This is a genomic window from Sneathiella limimaris (assembly GCF_012932565.1).
GTDB classification, from domain to species: Bacteria; Pseudomonadota; Alphaproteobacteria; order Sneathiellales; family Sneathiellaceae; genus Sneathiella; species Sneathiella limimaris.
Window position 1 is genome coordinate 206,090 of the sequence record NZ_JABBYJ010000002.1, and the last position, 20,969, is coordinate 227,058.

General features: G+C 48.6%; 18 protein-coding genes. 8 read left to right on the forward strand and 10 right to left on the reverse strand.

From position 1 onward, the window contains the following. The first annotated feature begins 92 nt into the window (after nt 1-92). Nucleotides 93-1,007 (forward strand): LysR family transcriptional regulator, encoded by a 915-nt coding sequence (locus HH301_RS14605; RefSeq protein ID WP_169569763.1) that lies wholly within the window; start codon nt 93-95, stop codon nt 1,005-1,007. On the opposite strand, the gene HH301_RS14610 is transcribed toward HH301_RS14605, so the two are convergent. The 6 genes from HH301_RS14610 to HH301_RS14635 form a co-directional block, all read right to left on the reverse strand. Continuing rightward, the gene (locus HH301_RS14610) at nt 1,008-1,775 is read right to left on the reverse strand and encodes a hypothetical protein (protein ID WP_169569764.1); all 768 of its coding nucleotides are present in this window, start codon (nt 1,773-1,775) and stop codon (nt 1,008-1,010) included. Nucleotides 1,776-1,902: 127 nt separating this feature from the next. Next, nucleotides 1,903-2,976, reverse strand: a complete 1,074-nt coding sequence (aroC, locus tag HH301_RS14615) for a chorismate synthase (protein WP_169569765.1) — start codon at nt 2,974-2,976, stop codon at nt 1,903-1,905. 18 nt (nt 2,977-2,994) lie between these two features. Continuing rightward, a complete protein-coding gene (fabI, locus tag HH301_RS14620) occupies nt 2,995-3,816 on the reverse strand; it encodes an enoyl-ACP reductase FabI (protein ID WP_169569766.1) in 822 nt (273 codons plus the stop codon). A gap of 93 nt (nt 3,817-3,909) precedes the next feature. Next, entirely contained in the window at nt 3,910-4,833 is a 924-nt protein-coding gene (locus tag HH301_RS14625) for a DnaJ C-terminal domain-containing protein (RefSeq protein WP_169569767.1), read from the reverse strand. A gap of 57 nt (nt 4,834-4,890) precedes the next feature. Then, the gene (locus tag HH301_RS14630) at nt 4,891-6,606 is read right to left on the reverse strand and encodes an SEL1-like repeat protein (protein WP_169569768.1); all 1,716 of its coding nucleotides are present in this window, start codon (nt 6,604-6,606) and stop codon (nt 4,891-4,893) included. An 80-nt stretch (nt 6,607-6,686) separates the two neighbouring features. After that, nucleotides 6,687-7,166: an RT0821/Lpp0805 family surface protein gene (locus HH301_RS14635; RefSeq protein ID WP_206378351.1), complete on the reverse strand. Its 480-nt coding sequence runs from the start codon at nt 7,164-7,166 to the stop codon at nt 6,687-6,689. A 160-nt stretch (nt 7,167-7,326) separates the two neighbouring features. Here HH301_RS14635 and pdxH point away from each other — a divergent pair, with 160 nt between their 5' ends. The 5 genes from pdxH (at nt 7,327) to hemA (ending at nt 12,771) form a co-directional block, all read left to right on the forward strand. Next, entirely contained in the window at nt 7,327-7,917 is a 591-nt protein-coding gene (pdxH, locus tag HH301_RS14640; protein WP_169569770.1) for a pyridoxamine 5'-phosphate oxidase, read from the forward strand. A 27-nt stretch (nt 7,918-7,944) separates the two neighbouring features. Further along, nucleotides 7,945-8,841 (forward strand): cation diffusion facilitator family transporter, encoded by an 897-nt coding sequence (locus tag HH301_RS14645; RefSeq protein ID WP_169569771.1) that lies wholly within the window; start codon nt 7,945-7,947, stop codon nt 8,839-8,841. Between the two features lie 3 nt (nt 8,842-8,844). Further along, on the forward strand, nt 8,845-10,434 hold the full coding sequence (locus tag HH301_RS14650; RefSeq protein WP_169569772.1) for a bifunctional aminoglycoside phosphotransferase/ATP-binding protein: 1,590 nt from the start codon (nt 8,845-8,847) through the stop codon (nt 10,432-10,434). Between the two features lie 75 nt (nt 10,435-10,509). After that, nucleotides 10,510-11,391, forward strand: a complete 882-nt coding sequence (locus HH301_RS14655) for a universal stress protein (RefSeq protein ID WP_169569773.1) — start codon at nt 10,510-10,512, stop codon at nt 11,389-11,391. A gap of 168 nt (nt 11,392-11,559) precedes the next feature. Continuing rightward, complete coding sequence (hemA, locus tag HH301_RS14660; RefSeq protein WP_169569975.1) at nt 11,560-12,771, forward strand: 5-aminolevulinate synthase; 1,212 nt, start codon at nt 11,560-11,562, stop codon at nt 12,769-12,771. 60 nt (nt 12,772-12,831) lie between these two features. Here hemA and HH301_RS14665 read toward each other — a convergent pair whose 3' ends face one another. From HH301_RS14665 to HH301_RS14675, 3 genes are all read right to left on the reverse strand, one after another. Then, nucleotides 12,832-13,629 (reverse strand): enoyl-CoA hydratase/isomerase family protein, encoded by a 798-nt coding sequence (locus HH301_RS14665; protein ID WP_169569774.1) that lies wholly within the window; start codon nt 13,627-13,629, stop codon nt 12,832-12,834. A 42-nt stretch (nt 13,630-13,671) separates the two neighbouring features. Further along, nucleotides 13,672-14,733, reverse strand: a complete 1,062-nt coding sequence (locus HH301_RS14670) for an MBL fold metallo-hydrolase (RefSeq protein WP_169569775.1) — start codon at nt 14,731-14,733, stop codon at nt 13,672-13,674. A 99-nt stretch (nt 14,734-14,832) separates the two neighbouring features. After that, nucleotides 14,833-16,632 (reverse strand): acyl-CoA dehydrogenase, encoded by a 1,800-nt coding sequence (locus HH301_RS14675; protein WP_169569776.1) that lies wholly within the window; start codon nt 16,630-16,632, stop codon nt 14,833-14,835. A 124-nt stretch (nt 16,633-16,756) separates the two neighbouring features. Between HH301_RS14675 and HH301_RS14680 the strand changes: the two genes are divergently transcribed. Both HH301_RS14680 and HH301_RS14685 read left to right on the forward strand, forming a co-directional pair. Continuing rightward, nucleotides 16,757-17,716 (forward strand): L-threonylcarbamoyladenylate synthase, encoded by a 960-nt coding sequence (locus HH301_RS14680; RefSeq protein ID WP_169569777.1) that lies wholly within the window; start codon nt 16,757-16,759, stop codon nt 17,714-17,716. Between the two features lie 3 nt (nt 17,717-17,719). Further along, nucleotides 17,720-19,129, forward strand: a complete 1,410-nt coding sequence (locus HH301_RS14685; RefSeq protein WP_169569778.1) for an FAD-binding oxidoreductase — start codon at nt 17,720-17,722, stop codon at nt 19,127-19,129. A gap of 12 nt (nt 19,130-19,141) precedes the next feature. Here HH301_RS14685 and HH301_RS14690 read toward each other — a convergent pair whose 3' ends face one another. Continuing rightward, on the reverse strand, nt 19,142-20,917 hold the full coding sequence (locus HH301_RS14690; RefSeq protein WP_277348922.1) for a bifunctional diguanylate cyclase/phosphodiesterase: 1,776 nt from the start codon (nt 20,915-20,917) through the stop codon (nt 19,142-19,144). Nucleotides 20,918-20,969: the final 52 nt, after the last annotated feature.

Genomic DNA, 20,969 nt, shown 5'->3' on the forward strand with positions numbered 1-20,969 from the left:
ATCCAAATTGAATTCGATGCTCTGAATATATATTCAATTTTTGGAAATAAAATTGCTATAAATTTACACTTTTGTTCTATAAAATAGACAATATGACGAAAGCACCCAAGATATCGCTGACACAATGGACCCTTTTTAACGCGGTGATGGAAGAAGGTGGATATCTAAAAGCGGCCAAAAAGCTTAACCGCAGTCATTCATCCCTTCATCATGCTGTCGCAAAACTGCAGGACCAATTGGGGGTCGAGCTTTTGAAGGTCGAAGGCAAACAGCCTGTTCTTACCGAAATTGGCGAAGTTGTCTTAAGACGCACCAAGCAGCTGGTGCAAGAGGCCCAAGATATTGAAACCCTCGCCGCCCAACTGAATAAAGGTTGGGAGAGTGAAATTACATTGGCTGTGGAGAATATCTTTCCAAAATCAAGGCTCCACCCGATCTTGAAAGCCTTTAGCGGGGATAACCGGATTTCCCGCCTGCGCATTCTGGATGTTGTCCTGATGGGAGCTGCCGAGACAATTCAAAACCGCTCAGCGGATCTGGTGATTAGCCCAATTCTACCCAGTGGCTATGTGGGAACCCCACTTCTCAGTATTGAGCTTTTTCCTTTTGCCCACAAAGATCATCCTCTAAACACGCAAGACAACCCCGCAACCCAAAAGGAGCTAGCAGCGTCCTTACAGATTGTTATCAAGGACACGGCAAGTCAGGAGACAGACAGTCGCTTTGGTTGGTTAAAGTCAGAGAAAAGATGGACAGTGTCGGATTTTTATCATGCGCGGGAAATTCTGAAGACAGGAGAAGGTTTTTGCTGGGCGCCTGCACATATTCTGGAGCCAGATGTCAGCAACGGCCTTTTGAAACCGATTGCGACTGCTGAGGAACTTTCCCGGATTGTCCCCCTCTATCTGGTGGAGCCAAAGGCTGAAACAGCAGGACCTGGCGTTCAATTACTCGCCAAGCTGATCAGGGAGAAAGCCGCGGAAAATGCGACTTCCCCCCATCATTGATCAGGTTCGCATATTGAAATGGTTATGCCCCTTCAAGGCATGATGAAGATGATGGCGATACCCATGTTCTTCTTCCCTTGAAAAGGCTTTCAATTGCTTGCGTGTATCTTTGAGGAACTCCAGAATTTCCCGAGTTTGATCAGCTAGTTCCTGGTTAAATCCAGGGAAGTTTTGAAGACCAGGTGCTGCCCGGCGGAAAATGCCGCGCTTGTGACCTTCAATAAGCTGAGTTTCGGAAAATTCTATTTTGCTGCCTGTTGTATTGATCACGACAGACCGACCGGGATCATAATCAACAGTTGTTGTGGAAACGTTGATTTCCAGCGCAAAACCGCTGAAAACTCCTGCACCACGTTGGTAACCACTTGTACTGTAACTCTCTTCAACTCGGGCGAGACGGATATCGATGGATAAAGACGCTGCATCAACAGACGTATCCTCCACCAGGTCAGCCAGAGACTGAAGTGCTGTTCCCACTACCTCTGCCAGTTCCTCTCCTTTATATCCAAAAGGTTCGAAGAAACCTTCAAGCTTTTCCTGAAGCTGAGACATCATATCGTCCGAGCTTTTCTCTCCTTCGGCAAAAGGCAGAGAAACAATCGGATTTGAATGATCCTCAATCAGGACTGCATCAAAACTGAAGGAAGCTTCTTGGGCGAGGGAGGCAGATGTATGGGAAATCCCTTGATAGGGATTGCTATAGCGCGTTGCAGATGCGTACGAGCTATAGGAAGACGAGGCAGAAAACCCCGCAATCAAATCAGACATCACTGTTACCTTTCTCTTTTCAAGAGGTATTAGGCTTCGTTCTAAAGCCTGCGAGAAAGATAGCAGTAGAGCTCTTAACCGAGAGTTAATGAACCGTAAAATTCTGATGTGCTGAGACGGGCCCTGTTTAGCCCTGTTGACCGCGATGACGCAGGAGATGATCCGCCAATACGCAGGCCATCATGGCCTCCCCTACTGGAACGGCGCGGATCCCAACGCAAGGGTCATGCCGCCCCTTGGTCACGATCTCGGTTTCCTCCCCACTTTTGGTGATTGTCGAGCGGGGTTTGAGAATGGAGGAGGTTGGTTTAACGGCAAAGCGAACCACAATATCCTGCCCTGTGGAAATACCGCCAAGAATACCGCCTGCGTGATTGCTGGAAAAACGGGGTCCCTTTTCATTGCCGGCATGCATCTCATCAGCGTTTGTCTCCCCCGTCAGGGCCGCAGCAGAGAAACCTTCGCCAATTTCAACACCCTTAACCGCATTGATGGTCATCATGGCACCCGCAAGATCAGAATCCAGTTTTCCATAAATAGGAGCGCCAAGGCCCGCCTGAACGCCAGAGGCTACAACCTCAATCACGGCGCCAACAGACGACCCGTCTTTGCGGATCCCATCCAGATAATCTGCCCATAAATCAGCAGTCACCGGGTCCGGGCACCAGAAAGGGTTATTCTCAATCTCAGCTGCATCAAACCGGCTGCAATCAATTTTATGAGCCCCAATTTGTGTGAGATAGCCTTGAATTTTCACATCAGGCCCGAGCACTTTACGGGCGATCGCACCCGCCGCGACACGTGCTGCCGTCTCCCGTGCGCTGGAGCGGCCACCGCCGCGATAGTCCCGAATTCCGTATTTAGTCTGATAGGTGAAATCAGCATGTCCCGGGCGATATTTCTCAGCGATATCCCCATAGTCCTTGGAGCGCTGATCCACATTTTCAATCATCAGGCTGATCGGTGTGCCAGTAGTTTTACCCTCAAACGTGCCGGAAAGGATCTTCACTTGATCCGGCTCCCGCCGCTGAGTTGTGTATTTGTTCTGACCAGGTTTACGGCGATCCATGAAATACTGGATCTCTTCTTCCGTAATCTCAACGAGGGACGGACAGCCATCAATCACACAGCCAAGTGCAGGGCCGTGACTCTCACCCCAGGTGGTAACCCGGAATAAATGACCAAAACTGTTATGAGACATGATGGCTACCGATCAGAATTATTCGTTATTTGGTGTGGTCAGATCAGGTGCATCAACCCGCTTCATGCCAACAATATGATATCCTGCATCCACATGATGGGTTTCACCAGAAACACCTGCTCCCAGATCGCTCAACAAGTAGACCGCAGATCCACCAACATCGTCGATTGTCACATTCCGTTTGAGGGGCGCGTTATGTTCATTCCATTTCAGGATATAGCGGAAATCGCCAATACCAGACGCGGCTAGCGTCTTGATCGGGCCTGCGGAGATGCTGTTCACCCGAATACCCTGCGGCCCCATTTCATCCGCCAGATAGCGAACGGAAGCTTCCAGACCGGCTTTTGCAACACCCATCACATTGTAATGGGGAACAACGCGTTCTGCGCCATAATAGGTCAGCGTGATCATGCTGCCCCCGTCTTTCATCAACGGTGCAGCCCGTTTGGCGACCGCAATGAAGGAGAAGCAGGAAATATCCATGGTCATCAGGAAATTATCGCGAGTGGTGTCAGAGAAATTACCACGAAGCTGGTTCTTGTCAGAATAGCCAATCGCATGAACCAGAAAATCGATTTTGCCCCATTTCTTTTCTAAAGCGTCGAAGACAGCATCCATGGAAGCATCATCACTGACATCACATTCCAGAACGGTATCATAACCTAAACTCTCCGCCAGAGGACCAACCCGTTTTTTCAGGGCCTCACCCTGGTAGGTAAAAGCAATCTCCGCGCCTTGCGCATGTAAAGCTTTTGCAATCCCCCAGGCCAGCGAATGATTATTGGCAACCCCCATAATCACCCCTTTTTTGCCACTCATCAGACCGCTTTGTCCTGTCATACCTTAGCTCTCGTTTGCTGTTTTACAGTTGGTTACCTTGTTTTAGCCCGCCCCCGTAGGCCAGTCAAAAACAAATGCCCAAAAAATAATCGACTATTTGCGTCCGAATTTGGATCTCGCATCATATTGATGGTCCCGAGACCAGTTGGAAATGAAGGTTTCCAACTCTTCATCCGGTTTTTCTGGCAAGACAACCTTTAGTTTGACCAATTGGTCCCCGCGATCGCTGCTGTCTTTCGCACCAATCCCCTTACCTTTTAACCGCAAGGTAGATCCAGTGTTCGAACCAGCTGGGATTTTCAAATTCACAACACCTTCAACCGTTGGAACCTCTACCTTAGCGCCGAGCACGGCTTCTGGTAGGCTAATAGGGAGTTCCAATAGAATGTTTTTGCCATCTCGCTCAAACAATGCATCGCTTTTAACGGATACGTTGATCAGGATATCACCTGCGGGACCGCCAGAAATTCCCGGCTCTCCCTGCCCTTTCAAACGAATCTGCTTGCCATCTGTTATACCTGCAGGAATTTTGACATCGAGCGTTTTTCCGCCTTCACCCAAAGTCAGGCGACGCTTTCCACCAATCGCGGCTTCCTTGAACGTTACATCAATCGCAAAAGTTCTGTCCCGTCCTTTGGTGGCGCGACTGCGCTGACCACCACGGCGAAAATTCCCAAAGATTTCTGAAAAGAGATCATCTGCACCGGCAAACCCACCAGAGGACTGATAATATTTTCCACCACCGCCAGCTCCTTGGGCACCCGCACCGCCGCCGAAGCCCTGAGCATAACGTTCCTGTCCATGCTCATCGATTTCACCGCGATCATAACGCCCGCGCAATTTTTCATCGCCAAGAATGTTATATGCCGCTGAGACCTCCTTAAACTGGTCTGCGACCTTGTCATTACCTGGGTTTGCATCTGGATGCAGTTTCTTGGCCAGCTTTCGATAAGCTGACTTGATATCACTTTGAGAGGCGTCTCTTTTCACGCCCAAAGCTTTGTACAGATCTTTCATTTACGGTTATACCAATAGAAAACGAGAGACAATGTAGAATTCAATTGAAACAACTGCTCAATTTAACTGTTTCAATCGCTCTTTTTCAATAAAAGTAAGTGTTGTTTCCAACTGTTCAAGAGAAGTCGCTGCCAATTCAGAGCCATTTGACTTGGCTTTTTGCCACCAGTAATACGCTTTTACTCTATCTACCGGAACAGCATAGCCTTCATTGAACATGCGGCCAAGATTATACTGAGCCGTCACATTCCCTTGCTGAGCCAATGGCGCCCATATATTCAAAGCTTGCTGATACTGCTCAACCTCAAACGAGAGCTGCGCCATTTCCAGCTTTTCATCAATGGTCAACCCATCTGCAGGAACAACCACCTCAACCGGTTTAGGCGCGGCAGCTTTAGGCCGCTCAATTGCGGGGGTCGGCGCAACAGCAACAGTGCTTGATGGCTCTGGCGTATCCTCTTGTGATTTATCCTCACCCTCCCCAAAAACAAGCGCTTTCAAGGATCCAAAGAAGCCTTTTGACTGACCGTCATCGGTATTTTCTGCGGTGCTTTGACTGTCCTCAGTTGGCTGCGTAATCGGGGCCGTTGCAACAGGTGCGGAGGTTGTTTCAGCCGGGGCCGCTACAGTCGATTGCTCAGTCGCTGGTGCTGGTTTCAATTCTGGCTGAGGCAGCGATTTCAGCTCTGCCTTCTCTGGGTTTTGCAAAGCAGTCGTATCAACGGTTTTCGGCTCTGGTAAAGCAGGTTTTTCAGACGTAGCTGCGGAGGCTTCAGACACAATCCGCTTTGGTTCTGAAACGACCTTCGCGGGAGGGCTTTCAGTCTGAACCTGTTTTTGAGGAGCAGCTGCAACAGATTTTTCCGGTGCAGGTGCAGGCGCTGGCTCTTGATTAAAGGCGGTTGGTGCGCCGGTTTGCTCCGACTTCAATGCCTTGTTATTCGCGCTACCTGCAAATGGGTCAAACTTGGGCTTTTCTGCCGTCTTTGTGACAGGAGCTGAAGCAGGAGCAGCAGTTGCTGTCACAGCTGGCGTACTCACAGCAGGCTTTCCAGCTTTTGGTTCGACTCCAACTGTTTCAGTTTTTTGGGTCTCGACCTTTGTTGATTTAGGCTCTTCTTTAGGAGCGGGTGCGGACTCGACTTTTTGCGGTGCGGGTGCGGATTTAACCTCAGCAGGCTTTTCTGTCGTGGTAACGACCTTTAGGTTTTCTTCCTCTTTTGCAACTTTCACATCAGGTTTGGTGGCAACAAGAAGAGAGAGTTTATCTAAGGCCTTTGGATGTCCGGCCTTAGCCGCCAGATTGTACCAGGCTAAGGCCTTACTGAGACTTTTCTCAACGCCTTTGCCATTTTCATACATTAAGCCCAGATTATATTGAGATATGACATGTCCATTCCGGGCGGCTTTCGTGAACCATTTGGACGCTTCTACATAGTCCTGCGCCACCCCTTGCCCACGAAGATACATGGACGCGACGTTTGCCTGAGCATTTGGGAAGTTTAGCGCGGATGCCCGCTTATACCAGTGCATCGCCCGCTCATAATTGACTTCCCGACCAAGCCCGAGGCGATAGATATGGCCAATATTGCGCATGGCGGCAGGATCATCTTTTTCAGCAAGAACCATCCATTCATTCAGCGCCGTGTCATAGTCGCCAGCCTCGTAGGCTTTGACGGCTTCTTCAAATCCCGCGTGAGAAAATGATGCTGTAGACAGCATAAGCGCCGCAATAACCGCAGCGCTTATGTTTATTTTTTTGAGTTTCGCCATTTATCCTGTCGATATCTTGGAATTCCCTTCTCCCTTTTTATGGGAAAACCAATCAAAAATACAGAGCTAAGGCATATTTATCAGGACATAATCTGCCAAGAACCATCTTCCTGACGGCAAGCAGTTCCGTATCCTTCTTCCAAGCGGCCACCAATTTCAATGGTTTGACGGAATTCACGGCAATAACGCCCTTTTGTATCCTGGCCTTCCCGAACAGGCGTGATAGTGCCGTTGTTACCGCTTTGAGGATTGTCCCAGCGAATAGTCTCGCCCATTGGCGCTTGCGTTGCACGGCGCTCAGCCCGGTCGATTGCAGCCCGGTCAGCCTCATCAAGAGTTCTACCAACATCTTGACCAATCATGGCACCGATCAACGTACCCACCGCTACTGCGGCAAGCCGACCAGAGCCTTTACCAAAAGCCGAGCCCAACAAGGCGCCGCCAATACCGCCGATGATAGCACCACCGGTTTGCTTAGGTCCCCGGTCCTGGTTTGCACACCCACCAAGAACCAACATCAAAGCCACGGATGCAGAGAGCAAAGTCTTCGTAAGCTTCATAATTTTCATCCTTCTCTTGCGGGCACAAACCCAGAAACTTTTAATATGACCCTATTTTGAAAAAGATTAAGGCCGGAATAAGACAAAAGGTCGACAGATTGGTGGCGGCTAACTAGATTATGGTCAATATGAAGCAAAATTCAGGAAAATGGCAGACCCCATGAGCCTCACACAACTTACTGATCTGATTGATCAATTCAAATCCTGGCTAGAAGAAGCGCATGCGAGCGAACCGAACGACGCTAATGCAATGTCACTTGCGACGGTCAATGAGGCTGGTGAGCCTTCTCTGCGCATGGTTCTGCTTAAAGACGTGGATGAGAGAGGATTTGTCTTCTACACCAATTTTGAAAGCCGCAAAGGAAGAGAGCTTCTCGGGAATCCAAACGCCGCCCTGTGTTTTCACTGGAAAAGCCTGCGCCGCGTTGTGCGCATCAACGGAAGTGTTGAACAAGTCAGCGACGAAGAAGCTGACGCCTATTTTAACAGTCGTCCGAGAGATAGCCGAATTGGTGCCTGGGCCAGTCAGCAGTCCCGCCCAATGGAAGGGCGTTTTACACTAGAGGCTGCTGTTGCCAAATATGCAGCAAAATATGCTGTTGGCCATATCCCGCGCCCACCCTACTGGTCTGGCTTTCGGGTGATTCCAAACCGGATTGAATTTTGGCAGGACAAGCCTTTCCGCCTGCATGAGCGAAATGAATATACCAAAAAGGAAGCCGGGTGGCAGAAAGCAGTCCTTTTCCCATAAAAGTTGTCTTGCAAGACAGGTGTGACCATGGCTGAAGAAAATGCTCAATCAGAAAAGCTTATGCGACGAGCAACCTATTTTGCCGTCTCGGCAGCCTCCTTCCTTATCTTAATCAAGGTCTGGGCGTATTTTCTCACAGGGTCGGTCTCGATCCTGTCAACAATGGTGGATTCCATTCTCGACCTAGGTGCTTCTGCCATAAATCTTTTGGCAGTTCGCCACGCCCTTGAGCCCGCGGATAAAGAACACCGGTTTGGTCATGGAAAAGCAGAGTCTCTCGCAGGACTTTTCCAGTCCGCGTTTATTATTGGCTCTGCTATCTTTTTGGCCTTTCATGCGATCGATCGAATTTTCAACCCTCAGCCGATCGGATCCAGCACAGCAGGGATTGTGGTCATGGTAATCTCAATTTTGGTCACCGTTGCTTTGGTTGCTTATCAAAAATCCGTGGTTCGGAGGACCCAATCTGTCGCCATTTCAGCCGATAGTCTTCACTATTTCGGCGACGTTTTGGTGAACTTTAGTGTCATTGTTTCCTTGGTCCTGGCAACTTACTTTGATCTCTTGATCCTAGACGGTGTTTTTGCCATGGGTATCGCCCTGTACATTTGTTTCAATGCCTGGTCGATCATTCGAGAATCTTTCAAGGATTTGATGGATCATGAACTTTCAGATGAAGACCGATCGCTGATTACCCAGGCCGCTACCCGTCACCCGGAAGTCTGGGGCATTCATGAACTGAGAACACGTAGATCCGGCCAGCAGATTTTCATTCAATTGCATCTGGATTTGGATCCGAACCAATCATTAGCTGATGCGCATCGCATTTCAGAAGAGGTCGATGAGGCTATTCTGGCTCTTTTTCCGACTGCGGAAACCCTTATTCATCAAGATCCAGCCCCAACTTCTGTTCAACCAAAATGATATATGTCCAATTCTCGCCCCCCCGAAAACGAATGGGCCCAGTTTCAGGCCATCCTTGAATTTCTGAAGTCATCACCTAAAGAATGGGATTTAGGATTACACCCACCTCAGTTTTGCCAGGTGGAAGAAACCCATGGAGCTGCCGTGATCCTTGGAAACAATGTGGCATTAAAGCTCAAGAAGCCGGTGAAATTTGACCATATGGATTACAGTGATCCAGCAAATCGATTTCAACTGCTAGAAAAAGAACTTCGCCTAAACAAAAAAATTTCACCATCCCTGTATTCGCATCTTACTCCTCTATCAAGAAGTGCAAAGGGCGAGCTTTCAATGGATGGCCGCGGGGAAATAATAGATCATGTCCTGGTTATGAGCCGATTTGGCCCCAGCGATCGCCTCGATCATTATTCCCGAGAACATGGTTTATCAGCCGATCTGCTGGATCTTCTTACTGATGAGATCGTCAGCTTTCATCAAGGGGCAACTGTCATTTCTGATCCTGATGAACTTCCTGATTTTCACAAAGTAATCGATCAAAACTTCAACCAGCTGGATCAGTTTTGCCCTGATCTTTTTGAAATGAATGATGTGCAGGGTTACCGGAAAAACCTGCATGAGATCTATGCCTCTCTTATGGAAATTGAGAATAAGCGATTAAAAGCAGGCTTTGTAAGATTTGGGCATGGCGACCTACATCTTCAAAATATTTGCTTACTGAATGGGCACCCCACTCTTTTTGATGCCATCGAGTATGAGGATGATTTTGCGATTTCAGACCCGTTATATGATTTCAGCTTCTTGCTGATGGATCTGAAGGACAAAGGTTTCGACAAGGAAGCAAACTATATTCTGAACCGATATCTTCGGAAATCTGGTTATTTTGAGAATGCAGCGGCACTTGAAAGCCTCAAAATGCTACCCTTCTTTATGAGTATGCGGGCAGGTATTCGCACCCATGTAGCTGCCAGCCGATCCATTCAAACGGAAGATCCAGACCTGAAAGCCAACTATCGCGCCCACGCCCAAACCCTGTTCGGTCAAAGCAAGACATATTTGCAACCTGAAGATCCTGCCGCCCTTGCTATTGGCGGCTATTCAGGAAGTGGTAAATCAACGACTGCAGCGAGCCTGGCACCAGAACTTGGCAATACAGTTGGCGCTATCCGGCTTCGGAGTGATGAAATCCGGCGCTTGCTGATTGGTTGGGATGATTATTCCCCTATGCCCCAATCCGCCTATACACCCGATATGTCCAAATCAGTCTATGATCGACTAATCACGCTCGCGATAGACGTTCTTAAGGCTGGTCAGCCTGTTATTCTTGACGCTGTATTGGACCGGGATGTCGACAGATCCCTCTTTCAGGCATCAATCAAGGAGGCTGGATTTCCCTTTACGGGGATATGGCTGGACGTCGATCAGACCATCATACGGCAGCGGATCGGGGGGCGCACGCGCGATGCTTCTGATGCGACAGAGGAAATCCTTGAAAAACAACTCCACCAACAACCAGAAATAAAAACAGACTGGATCCGAATAAACGCGAACGGATCAACACCGGAAATCTGCGAAGATATTCTTTCAAAGCTCTAACATACTGAAAACTGATAGAGTTCTGCCCTCACTTGCAGTATCATGGAGTTAGGTATCGCAATTTGAGAGGTGCATATGTCCATCAAATCTGTATTGGTTCCCTTAACTGGTTCCGACAAACCCTGCGACACGAATTCCCTGACATCAGCATTGAACATTGCAAAACATTTGAACTGCAATGTCGATGTTCTGCATGTTAAGCGAGATCCCAAGTCCGCAGCAGCGTTCGTTGGTGAGGGAATGACAACAGCCATGATCGAAAGCGTGATTGAAATGGCTGAGAAAGATATCGACCAACGATGTGAAACCGCTCGGAATTTGTTTAATACCATGTGTGCAGATCGGGGAATAGATGTTGAAGCACCAGGTGAGACAACCCCTCATGCAGCCCCTTCAGCCCGCTTCGTCGAGAAAACTGGCAATCAGGAGGATTTCCTACCTGCCTATGGCCGCATGTTTGACCTGATCGTCGTTTGTAAAAAGTCTACCGTTGATAATTCTGAAAATGATTTGGTCATCAACGCAGCGATACTGGAGACAGGTCGGCCCGTCCTGGTTATTGATGAGCCTATCCCTGAGGAATTTGGTAAAAAGATCGCCGTGATCTGGAACGGATCTGTCGAATCTAGTCTGGCCATCACGCAATCTCTCTCTCTTTTACAAGCAGCAGAGAAAGTTTCCCTCATCACAGCTATTGATGATTTGAGCGAAGACATTAAGCCTGATGAAGCCATGCGATACTTGAAATTGCACGGCGTCAACGCTGAAAGCTGCGCCATTCGGGGAACGACAGGAAAAAGCACAGCAGAAGCCCTGATGGACGCTGCAGGTAAGTTTGGTGCTGATTTTGTCGTGATGGGTGCATATACAAAGAGTCGCCTGAGACGGCTGTTTTTTGGTGCTGTTACTGGCGAAATGCTGGAGAACTGCAAACTGCCAATTTTATTGGTGCATTGATTATTCGGCTAAAGGGGTCTATTTCTTAGCAAATTTGAGTTTCGATGCGACTTTTTGTCCCTTGCCAATAACATGTCTGATTGGCTATTCAACATTTAGTAATAATTTATCATTAATTACTAATGAATAAGAAGTCTGCTGCTAGAGAAGGATGGGAATGGCATGACAGTGAATTATGAGCGTGTGTTCGAACAGGCCATTCAGAACCTGAAATCAGAAAACCGTTATCGCGTATTCACTGAACTTGGCCGTCAGGCCGGTGATTTCCCTCGGGCAACTCGCCATACGGAAAATGGAACGTCTGAAGTCATTATCTGGTGTTCAAATGATTATCTTGGCATGGGCCAAAACCCAAAGGTTATGGCTGCGATGAAAGAGGCGGTCGATATCTACGGCGCAGGCGCTGGTGGCACACGCAATATCTCTGGCAACACGCATATGATCTGTGAGTTGGAAAAAGAGTTGGCGGACCTTCACAATAAAGAAAGCGCACTCGTTTTCACTTCTGGGTTTGTTTCCAACGATGCGACCATCAGCACGCTTGGCAAATTAATGCCAAATGCAGTCATTCTCTCCGACGCCCTCAACCATGCCTCAATGATCGATGGGGTTCGGCATTCAGGATGTGAGAAAGTAATCTTCAAACATAATGACCTTGCAGATTTGGAAGCGAAACTAAAAACCATCGCGCCAGACCGGCCAAAAGTCATTGCCTTTGAATCTGTTTATTCCATGGATGGGGACATTTCCCCAATGAAGGAAATTTGCGATCTGGCCGATAAGTATAACGCCATGACGTATCTGGACGAAGTTCACGCCGTTGGTCTCTATGGTCCTTGCGGTGGCGGCATCGCCGAACGTGAAGGCCTGATGGACCGTATCACCATTATCGAAGGAACCCTTGGCAAGGCCTTTGGTATTGTGGGCGGATTTATTACTTCCAGCCAAAATATCGTCGATGCGATCCGTTCTTACGCATCTGGTTTTATTTTCACCACCTCCCTGCCCCCGGTTATTGCAGCGGGTGCACTGGCCAGTGTTCGCCATTTGAAAACAAGCCAGGCAGAGCGGGAGGCTCATCAGGAACGTGCAGCAACACTTAAACGCCTCTTGATGGAAGCTGGATTGCCGGTGATGCAGACGCCAACCCATATTGTTCCTGTGATGGTTTATGATGCTGCACTATGCAAACAAGCAAGTGATATGCTGCTCGATGATTACGGCATTTACATCCAACCGATTAATTTTCCAACTGTCCCTCGCGGAGAGGAACGTTTACGGATTACGCCATCCCCACTGCATGATGACCAGATGATGTCGGCACTTGTTCATGCACTCAAAGATGTCTGGAACCGGCTGGGATTGAGACAGGCCGCTTGAAACGGCTCATAATTAAAAGAAAAAAAGCTGCAGAACCTGCAGCTTTTTTCATATCTGATCCTACTTACCTTTGAAGACCGGCTTTCGCTTTTCTCCAAAAGCAGTGATGCCTTCAACCCAATCATCCGTCATCGCACAGGCTGCGAAATTTTCTGCTTCCAACGCCAACTGCCTTTCCAGATCATTGACCATGCTTTCATGCATCATTTGCTTGGTTCGCCCTATGGCGACAGTTGGAGCATTGGCCAATCGGTTAGCAAGCTTGTCCGTTTCTGCATCCAAATCCTGCTCTGGCACAACAAAATTTACCAACCCTAACCGATGAGCTTCGGCAGCATCAAAACGATCACCCAGCATGGCTATTTCCATCGCTTTCTTCAGACCGACAATACGCGGTAGCGAATAGGTACCAGACCCATCGGGTGTTGTTCCAATTCCTATATAAGCAAGCGTGTAAAAGGATGTGTCAGCAGCAATCACCATGTCGCAAGCCATTGCAAGCGAGAGCCCGAAACCTGCAGCAGCGCCTCTCACACTAGCAATAATCGGCTTTTTCATCCGCCGCATGGTTATAATTGTCGGGGTAAGACCATGAATACGTTTTTCAAATGTTTTCGCCCGCTCTGTAGCTGGAAGTTTAGCGATCTCGCCAAAAGAAATGACATCCCCACCAGCCATAAAATGATCACCGGTGCCTGTCACAACAACACAGCGGATCGTATCATCAGTTTCAATATCCACCATCGCTTCGAATAACTTTTCCCGCATTTCAATGGATAATGCATTGCGGCTTTTTGGGCGGTTCATGGTGATATAGGCAATAGCGCCCTTTTTCTCGACAAGCAGATGGTCGGACATTGAGGTCTCCTTATTCTTAATTTTTGACCAATTATTTGCAGGTTATGCTACTGCAGTTTTGACATCCTGGGCAATCTGAAAACGCCAAACCCCATCTTTACCAACTACGCGATCAAGCTCCCCTGTTCCGACGAGATAGTGGCAGTGGGCAAGCCCCTCTGCAACAGCCAGCCGCTGATCATCTTCATTGAGCTCCCGCTCAAATAAAACAGGGAGCAACTCAAAAGCTGTTTTTGGGGAGCCGCAGGCATTTTTAAGCCGTGACAAACGTTCGGCGTGATGCTCTCGGTAATATATCAGTTGATTATGCAAGCCAATGAATACGTCATTGTGAGCTGGAAGAACCAACGTATCCTCAGGCAAAATTGAAAATCGGTTGATACTTTTGAGGAATTTCTGAAGCGGATTTGCGAGAGGTTCTGCCACATAAACACCCACATGAGGCGTAATTCGTGGTAGCACCTGATCACCTGAAATCAAGACCCCCTTGCTTTTGCAATAGAGACAGGCATGCTCCTGCGAATGTCCACGCCCCACCATAACCTGCCAATCATGGCCGCCAATGTTTAGGATCTGGTCATCTTCAATCCGCTCAAAACTGGCAGGTAATTCATAAACGGCATTTTTAAAAAAACTATGCCCACCCTTGCGAACAGCTTCCAGCATGGTTTCTGTAAAGCCAACAGTTTTATTGAACTCGATGAGATGATCCGGTACGTCTCCACCGGATTCCAAAAATAACATCCGCCCGAAAGAAAACTCTCCAAGCGTCATCGTCAGCGTAATATCCCAACGCTCACAAACCCAACCAGCAAGGCCCATATGATCTGGATGAAAATGGGTGCAAATCAGGCGAGTGATCGGTTTACCCTTCAAATGCTTCTCAAACACTTCAGTCCAGAGACCTTTAATTTTGTTTGAGTTATAGCCGGAATCAATCATGGTCCAGCCATCATCATCCTCAATCAGATAGAGGTTGATGAAATCAAGTCCTTCAAAAGGGATCGGCATGCGGACCCAGTAAACACCGTCACAGACTTCTACAACTTCACCATCACCGGGACGTGTGCCGAGCGGATATGTAATTTCTTGTTTATTATTCATTTTTATTCCTGACACAAATGGATATGGCGGCAATAAAGCCGCCATACCGCTGTCTCGACATTTTAAACCGTTGGCCAAAAAGGTCAACAATAGCCCCAATTAGGCAACGAGATCTTCTTCATCAATTGCAAACAGAAGATCCGCTCCTTCCGTTACAGGGCCCAAAAGTGCTGCTACTTGAGGCAGGATCTGCGTTGCGAAAAACTTGGCTGTTGTAATCTTAGCGTTCAGGAATTTCGTGTCACTGTCACCAGCGTTTAGTAATTCCTGTGCTTTCAGTGCCGATTTAGCCAGCAGATAACCGCCAACAGTTGTTGCAAACATTCTAAGATAAGGTGTTGCGCCTGCAGGAGCAGCATTTGGATCATTTGGTGCATTCCGATACATCCAATCCGTCGCCTCTTTCAACGCTGTTACGGCGACACCTAACTGGCGTGAAATAACTTTCAAATCGTCATTTTCACCGTTGAGGCTATGGGCCATTTCATCCATTTCAGCAAGCAAAGTCCGAACAGGCTCACCGCCTTGCATACCGAGTTTCCGGCCGACAAGATCCAGCGCCTGAATTCCATTCGTGCCTTCATAGATCGGCAGAATACGGGAATCCCGGTAATACTGCCCAACACCGGTTTCTTCGATGAAGCCCATACCGCCGTGAATTTGAACAGCTGTTGAAGACAGCTCAACGCCCAGATCAGTACACCAAGCTTTTGAAAGCGGTGTCAGGAGTTCTGCGAGCCCCATGCTGGCTTTTCGAACTTCTTCATCTGGGTGATTGTGGCCTTTGTCCAGGGCTGCACCGTTCAAATAAATCAGGCACCGCATCGCTTCGATCTGAGAGCGCATGGTCATCAGCATCCGACGAACGTCTGCATGCTTTACGATCGGTGCGCTTTCGCCTTTTGGTGTGCCTTGTGCCCGGCCCTGCTTGCGATCGAGCGCATATTCGACAGATTGCTGATAAGCACGTTCTGCAATGGCAAGACCTTGCAGCCCAACGTTGAGGCGGGCATTGTTCATCATGGTGAACATGCATGCCATACCATTATTTTCGCCGCCAATCAGATACCCAACACAGTTCCCGTTATCCCCATAAGACATGACGCAAGTCGGGCTGGCATGGATACCAATTTTTTCTTCAACGGATACACATTTCAGGTCATTCCGTTCACCTAGACTTCCGTCCTCATTAACGAGAAACTTCGGCACGATAAAGAGGGAGATCCCCTTGGTGCCTGCAGGTGATCCTGGTGTCCTGGCCAACACAAGATGGATAATGTTTTCCGTCATCTCATGCTCACCATAAGTGATGAAGATTTTCTGACCACTGATCCGCCAACTACCATCTTCCGCAGGTTCTGCTTTCGTGCGAAGCGCTCCAACGTCTGAACCAGCATGACTTTCTGTCAGGTTCATGGTTGCGGTCCACTCACCCGTGACGAGCTTCTCAAGATACTTGTCTTTCTGCTCATCCGTTCCGTGGGCGATCAAGGATTCGATCGCGCCTTGTGTCAACAAAGGACAGAGCGCAAATGCAAGATTGGAGGCATTCCACATTTCAACGGTCGCCAAAGCAACGGCCTGTGGCATCCCGCCACCACCGTAAGCTTCTGGACCTGCGATACCATTCCAGCCACCTTCTGCAAACTGAGCATAGGCATCTGCCCATCCGTCCGGTGAAGTCACGACACCGTCCTTTACAGAAGTACCTGCCAGATCACCGGGTTTATTCAGTGGGGAGAGAACATTCCCTGCCAGCTTTGACGCTTCCTCCAACACGGCGGCCACTACATCACTTTCTGCATGAGCAAATGTTTCCATCTTTGCCAGTTCATCTACGCCGATGACATGATTGAGAACAAAGCTCATATCTTTGAGTGGTGCGCTATATTCGCCCATTTCCAAATTCCTTTTCAAAATTTGCTTATCGATATGGGAGCTGTTATGCCATATTACAGCTTCCAAAAAAAAGTGATTTATGCCCGCTTTTGGCTGATTTCTAGTTTGCTTTCCTAAGGTATGTATGTCTGAAACGGATAACGTCAAAAAACCGTCCCCTGAGTCCATTCAGGAGGCTGCCGATCTCTTGAACGCCGGGCAGTTGGTATCCTTCTCAACTGAAACGGTTTACGGGCTAGGTGCAGATGCGACAAATGACGTAGCGGTTGCAAGTATCTTTGAAGCAAAAGGCCGACCGTCCTTCAATCCGCTTATCGTTCATGTTCCCTCTATTGATGCAGCGAAGGAACTGGTTGAGTTCTCCCCTCTGGCTTTAAAAATAGCCAACATGTTTTGGCCAGGCCCGTTGACCATGGTGTTGCCAAGAAGGGACACCTGTCCGGTTTCTAAATTGGCGAGCGCGGGCCTACCAACCTTGGCGATCCGGGTTCCAGCCCATCCTACTGCCCACCAATTACTGACAGCGTGCAAATGTCCTGTGGCCGCCCCAAGCGCAAATCCATCTGGCCAGATTAGCCCAACAACCGCAGAACATGTCCGCGACGGTTTAGGTGACAAAGTGAGCCTGATCCTTGATGGTGGTCCTGCTGAGGTTGGAGTGGAGAGTACCGTGATAGCGGTAACCGATGAAAAGATTACCCTCCTCCGCCCAGGTGGAATCACGCGTGAGGATCTGGAAAAGGCAACCGGATCTGAAGTTGCGGTCGCCTCTAAAGATAGTGAGATTACAAGCCCCGGTATGCTTCTCAGCCATTATGCGCCTAGCTGCCCGGTTCGGCTTGAAGCCAAATCCAAAAATGAAGGTGAAGCCTTTCTAGGATTTGGGCCCGGCAGCGAAGATTTTGAAACCCTTAACCTTAGCCCTAAGGGCGATTTGAAGGAAGCTACCGCAAACCTCTTTGCGATGTTCCATCAACTTGATAAAACGAATGCTAAAACAATTGCTGTCGCATCAGTTCCAAACGCGGGACTGGGTGTCGCAATCAATGATCGACTAAAGCGCGCGGCAGCACCAAGGGGATAGAAAATGACAATCATAAAAGAATTTCAGGATGTTGTTGGCGAAAAAGCCGTTCTGACTGACCCTGCGGATATGAAGGGTTATCTTGTCGAGTGGCGTGATAAGTATGAAGGGACAGCTCTTGCAATTCTCCTACCGCAAACAACGGAAGAAGTCGCTGAAATCGTCAAAATCTGCGCAAAACACAAAACTCCTATTGTCCCGCAAGGCGGCAACACAAGCCTTGTCGGCGGCGGTATTCCCTTTGATGGCGGCGATGAGGTCATCATATCTCTCAAACGCATGAACAAGATCCGTGAAGTTGATGTCGCAGGTAGCACCTTAACTGTCGATGCAGGGTGCATTCTGGCAGACCTGCAAAAAGCTGCCGAAGACGAAGACCATATGTTCCCCCTACGGATCGGCTCAGAAGGCACTTGTCAGATCGGTGGCAACATCTCGACAAACGCAGGTGGTGTTCAAGTTCTTCATTACGGGAATACACGGGACCAGATACTCGGCCTTGAGGTCGTTCTTCCGAACGGGGACATCTGGAATGGGCTGACCAGTTTACGAAAAGACAATACAGGCTATGACCTAAAGCAACTTTTCATTGGCGGCGAAGGAACCCTCGGCATTGTCACTGGTGCTGTCGTGAAAATGTATCCGCGTCCCAAGTACCAGCAAATCGCCATGGTGGCTGTCACAGATGTCCCCGCTGCGATCAAGTTGCTTGGTCTTGCCCGTGGCATGAGCGGCGATCAGGTGACTGCGTTGGAGCTGATCCCGCGGATTGCCATTGATCTTGTGGTCAAGAATGTCCCTGATTTTCCAGATCCCATGCCCGCCCGCTATGGCTGGCAAGTACTGATTGAACTCTCCTCCAGCGCGACCAAAGATCTTAAAGGACTTATGGAACAAATCTTGGAAAAAGGGTTTGAGGATGGGATCATTCTGGATGCAATTGTCCCTGAAAGCCTGACGCAGCAGAATAAGCTTTGGCAGCTGCGGGAGGAAATCTCAGCTGCTCAGAAACCGGAAGGCGGGTCTATCAAGCATGACATTTCTGTGCCCATTGCAAAAATTCCAGAATTCATTGAAAAAGCGGACAAAGCCGTTGCTGCCATTGCACCTGGCTTTCGGCCTGTCACCTTTGGACACCTGGGGGACGGCAACCTGCATTATAATCCCCTGCAACCGGAGGGCATGGATAAAGACGCCTATCTTGGAATGTGGTCAGAAATCAGCCGCGCCGTTCACGACATCGCCAATGAGCTTCGCGGTAGCATCAGCGCGGAACACGGAATTGGACGCCTGAAAAAGAATGACCTACCGCTTTACAAATCAGCTGTAGAGCTCGACATCATGCGAAAAATCAAAGCTGTGTTTGACCCTGATGGCATCATGAACCCTGGCAAAGTCTTACCTGACCAATAAGTCCATCATCGATCAATGCAGGCTCGTGAGATAGTCTTGTTTTGCGGCAAGGCCTGGTATCAAGCTGGGAGTAACAGCCTTGGAGAAATTAAAGCCCTGCGCCTCGTGGCATCCGGCTTCTTTCAGGAATTCCATTTGCTCCTGGCTTTCAACACCTTCGGCCAGAATTTTCATCCCCAGGTTATAGCCAAGTGAAATGATGGTCTTGGCAATCACGGCATCGCTTTGATTGGTTAGAATACCGTCGATGAAACTTTTATCAATTTTGATAACAGAGGCTGGCAAGTGACTGAGATAGCTCAGAGAAGAATAGCCGGTTCCAAAATCATCAATAGAGAGGCTGACACCCATATCCTTCAACAGGTTCATGTTGATCTTGGTTTGACCCCGATCTTCCATGATCACGCTTTCTGTCAGCTCGATATCCAGAAATCTCGGCTCCAAGCCGGTCTCTTCCAAAATACGGCGAACCAGATTGACGAAATCCTCGCTTTGAAATTCATTGAGCGAAATATTTACAGCAACTGGGAATTCGGGAACCCCTTCAGCCGTCCAGCGCATTCTCTGCAAGCAGGCTTCCCGGATAACCCACTCACTAATTGGGCCCAGTAACCCAGATGCCTCAGCAATTGGAATGAAGGTATCAGCCGGCACATATTCGCCTGCTTCAGTTTTCCAGCGGAGCAAAGCTTCAACGCCAACCATTTTGCCAGTTTCTAATGAAATCTGTGGCTGATAATTCAAAAAGAGCTGCTTCTTTGCCATTCCTTCGCGGAGCGCCTTGTTGAGGGTAATCCGCCCATGAATTTCCACCTCAATCTGGCGATCATAGAAGCAATAACTCTTACCACCTGTCTTTAATGCACTAGCGAGCGCAGTGGCCGAGTTCTTCCAAAGCTTGTCAGCTGTCATTCCCTCAATTGGAAAACGGGTCAATCCAACAGCGGGCGTCATGTGAGGCAAGCCAAACTCGTCCGGGAGTTTCTTATCGAAAATATTGTAAATCAGCTGTGGAAGTGCGAGGTAATCATCCTCATTTTCAATCTTCACACAAACACCAAAGCCGTTACCAGACGTCCGTGCTAAAGCAATCGCGTTGGGGAAAAGTTTCACCAATTCTTCGGCAGCACGGCAAATCATTTCATCGCCAATGGAATACCCGAGGGCAATATTTAACTCTCCAAGCATATCCAGCACAAAATGCAGGACAGCAAACTGCTGATCTGCGCCTCGCCGGTCAATCTGTTTTTGAACAAGCTTTTTAAAGCTGCCTCGGTTGCCCAAGATTGTCAGGGTATCCTGATAGGCACTCTCATCGACATCTTCCAGCAGCAAAACGGTTTCAAGGCCGTTGGTAATATTTACAGCCAGCTGACGGAGCAGTTTGAAATCTTTTCCATCCCAGCTCCGGGTAGATTTCAGTAAAATCGCGCCGAGCTTTTTATCCCCCTTAGAAAGACATAAAGCTGCAGTATTATCCGTAAAAATGACGGATTTATCCTCCAAAGCCTGTTTAAGAAGGGCGTACTGGTATTTAGGCAGGTCATTGGGCACCTTGCCTTGCTTTGCGGTAACTGTGATCCCTCCGGTATCCGGCGAGACGGCAAGGAAAGCGCAATAGTCCAACTCTGGATATAGTGCTGACAGTTCAGACAAAACTGTCTGATAATAACTGCCGGTATGACGACATGCCTGCATTTGTGATAGTGCCCGTAACAGCTTCTCTGTCTTGGGGGCGGACCCTATAATTTTTCCTTCTAATGAAGGAAATTTTCTTACTGATGACATTTCTTGTACCAACAATACAATACCGCAAATAACGCGACGAGAAGCCAATTCA

Excerpts from the sequence above, each read along its gene's own strand:
- aroC (WP_169569765.1), bottom strand. The coding sequence starts at position 2,976 with ATGTCTCATAACAGTTTTGGTCATTTATTCCGGGTTACCACCTGGGGT.
- pdxH (WP_169569770.1), top strand. The coding sequence starts at position 7,327 with ATGAGCCTCACACAACTTACTGATCTGATTGATCAATTCAAATCCTGG.
- HH301_RS14625 (WP_169569767.1), bottom strand. The coding sequence starts at position 4,833 with ATGAAAGATCTGTACAAAGCTTTGGGCGTGAAAAGAGACGCCTCTCAA.
- HH301_RS14630 (WP_169569768.1), bottom strand. The coding sequence starts at position 6,606 with ATGGCGAAACTCAAAAAAATAAACATAAGCGCTGCGGTTATTGCGGCG.
- HH301_RS14610 (WP_169569764.1), bottom strand. The coding sequence starts at position 1,775 with ATGTCTGATTTGATTGCGGGGTTTTCTGCCTCGTCTTCCTATAGCTCG.
- HH301_RS14635 (WP_206378351.1), bottom strand. The coding sequence starts at position 7,166 with ATGAAGCTTACGAAGACTTTGCTCTCTGCATCCGTGGCTTTGATGTTG.
- HH301_RS14685 (WP_169569778.1), top strand. The coding sequence starts at position 17,720 with ATGACAATCATAAAAGAATTTCAGGATGTTGTTGGCGAAAAAGCCGTT.
- HH301_RS14675 (WP_169569776.1), bottom strand. The coding sequence starts at position 16,632 with ATGGGCGAATATAGCGCACCACTCAAAGATATGAGCTTTGTTCTCAAT.
- HH301_RS14655 (WP_169569773.1), top strand. The coding sequence starts at position 10,510 with ATGTCCATCAAATCTGTATTGGTTCCCTTAACTGGTTCCGACAAACCC.
- HH301_RS14665 (WP_169569774.1), bottom strand. The coding sequence starts at position 13,629 with ATGTCCGACCATCTGCTTGTCGAGAAAAAGGGCGCTATTGCCTATATC.
- HH301_RS14680 (WP_169569777.1), top strand. The coding sequence starts at position 16,757 with ATGTCTGAAACGGATAACGTCAAAAAACCGTCCCCTGAGTCCATTCAG.
- HH301_RS14605 (WP_169569763.1), top strand. The coding sequence starts at position 93 with ATGACGAAAGCACCCAAGATATCGCTGACACAATGGACCCTTTTTAAC.
- HH301_RS14690 (WP_277348922.1), bottom strand. The coding sequence starts at position 20,917 with ATGTCATCAGTAAGAAAATTTCCTTCATTAGAAGGAAAAATTATAGGG.
- HH301_RS14650 (WP_169569772.1), top strand. The coding sequence starts at position 8,845 with ATGTCCAATTCTCGCCCCCCCGAAAACGAATGGGCCCAGTTTCAGGCC.
- fabI (WP_169569766.1), bottom strand. The coding sequence starts at position 3,816 with ATGACAGGACAAAGCGGTCTGATGAGTGGCAAAAAAGGGGTGATTATG.
- HH301_RS14645 (WP_169569771.1), top strand. The coding sequence starts at position 7,945 with ATGGCTGAAGAAAATGCTCAATCAGAAAAGCTTATGCGACGAGCAACC.
- HH301_RS14670 (WP_169569775.1), bottom strand. The coding sequence starts at position 14,733 with ATGAATAATAAACAAGAAATTACATATCCGCTCGGCACACGTCCCGGT.